The sequence below is a fragment of the Serratia sp. HNCC26DJ244 genome (genome assembly GCF_057180565.1).
Genome location: NZ_JBXUGO010000065.1, coordinates 1 through 1,286, shown reverse-complemented (window position 1 = coordinate 1,286; position 1,286 = coordinate 1). Strand labels below are relative to the sequence as shown.

The window sequence follows — 1,286 nt, the reverse complement described above, 5'->3', positions numbered from 1 at the left end:
CGGGGTGGTGATGGCGATGGGCCGCAGGCAATAAGGGTGAACACGCACCCGGGTGGCCGGGGCCAGCAGTTGCACCAGCGCCTGCATCCCCTCTTCGGTCTTGCCCGGTTGGCGCAGCACACCGAGCAACGCCAGAAAGCGCGACACCGGGGTGGCAATATGGTTGGCGGTCCCCGGAATACCCAGCCCCACCAACCCCAACAGCGATTGTGAAATGTTGTCGGTGCCCCCCGGCGCAAAGGTGGCCGGGTAGGAGTATTTACGCCAGATACGGTAGAACTGGGTCAAAATACGGTGGCTGAAGATATCGAGAAAACCTTGCAACGCCTCGTGCCCTTCCCGGTGCTGGGCAATATCATCCAGGTAGGTGGTGGGCAGGGGCGAGTCCACCCCATACAGCCCCATAAAGGTGGTGCGTATCACCGGCGGCGCGGCGTCATCCTCTTCATGGTATTCCACCGACTTGAACTCACTGGCGGGAAAGCCCATCCCCGGCCAGGGCGTCAAGCGCACCGGGTCATCCGTCGGGTGGCTACTGTTGCCTAACGGTGGCCGCGCCGGGTGCTGCTTTTCCAGCAACTGGCAGAAGCGGTAAAAGTTCATCCGCGTCAGCTCGGCTTCCAGCCGGGGGGCTAACCGGGAATACGGCGGTTGTGTTTCTCTTCCCATTCCAGTCGTTCTCCGGTCGGTTGCAGAATGATAATCAGGCGGTTAAACAGGTAGATATCAGTATACAGGGCAAAGAAGCGGCTCAACATCTCGCCAAACAGGCTGATATCCCCCCGCCCGGCAAACCCCTGGCTGTCCAGCGTCACCTCTATCTGCACGCCACGCAGCAGGTAACCCTGCTCAAAGCGTTCGGTTTCACTGTGCCGCACCTCGACAATCGCTTCCAGGCGACGGCGGTTCATCTCACTATGGGTCCACTCATACAGGGCCAGCGTACCGCGCAGCACTTCGGCATTGTCCATCATCGACAAAAAGTTGCTGCCCAGGTGGCTTAATACCCGCCAGTGAAAACGGTCACGGTCAGGGGGATAACACGGCAGTGTCGGCGCACACAGGTTACGCACCCGGATACTGGCGGAGGTGGTCTTCATCACCGTATCTAGCACCGTGCTTTGCAACGCCCGGCGCGGCAACTGGCCGTTGGTGCCGGTCAGGGTCAGTGACAGGCTCTCATCTGCCGGCACCGTATGCTGGTCAAAGGCCTCGCCACCGAGAATCAGCCAGGTGTTATACAACCCGGAGGGGCCACGGCGCATGCGGGTATGGTAATAATACTC

Annotated in this window: 2 protein-coding genes; both read right to left on the bottom strand. The window is 60.3% G+C overall.

Features of this window, described 5'->3' with window-relative positions; all coding sequences use genetic code 11:
- Positions 1 to 669: type VI secretion system baseplate subunit TssG (gene tssG / locus AC2A06_RS18540; RefSeq protein WP_484381262.1), on the bottom strand; the 669-nt coding region annotated here is incomplete at its 3' end.
- On the bottom strand, positions 633 to 1,286 hold a 654-nt coding region (locus AC2A06_RS18535; RefSeq protein WP_484381261.1), incomplete at its 5' end, for a type VI secretion system baseplate subunit TssF. The genes tssG and AC2A06_RS18535, both read right to left, overlap by 37 nt.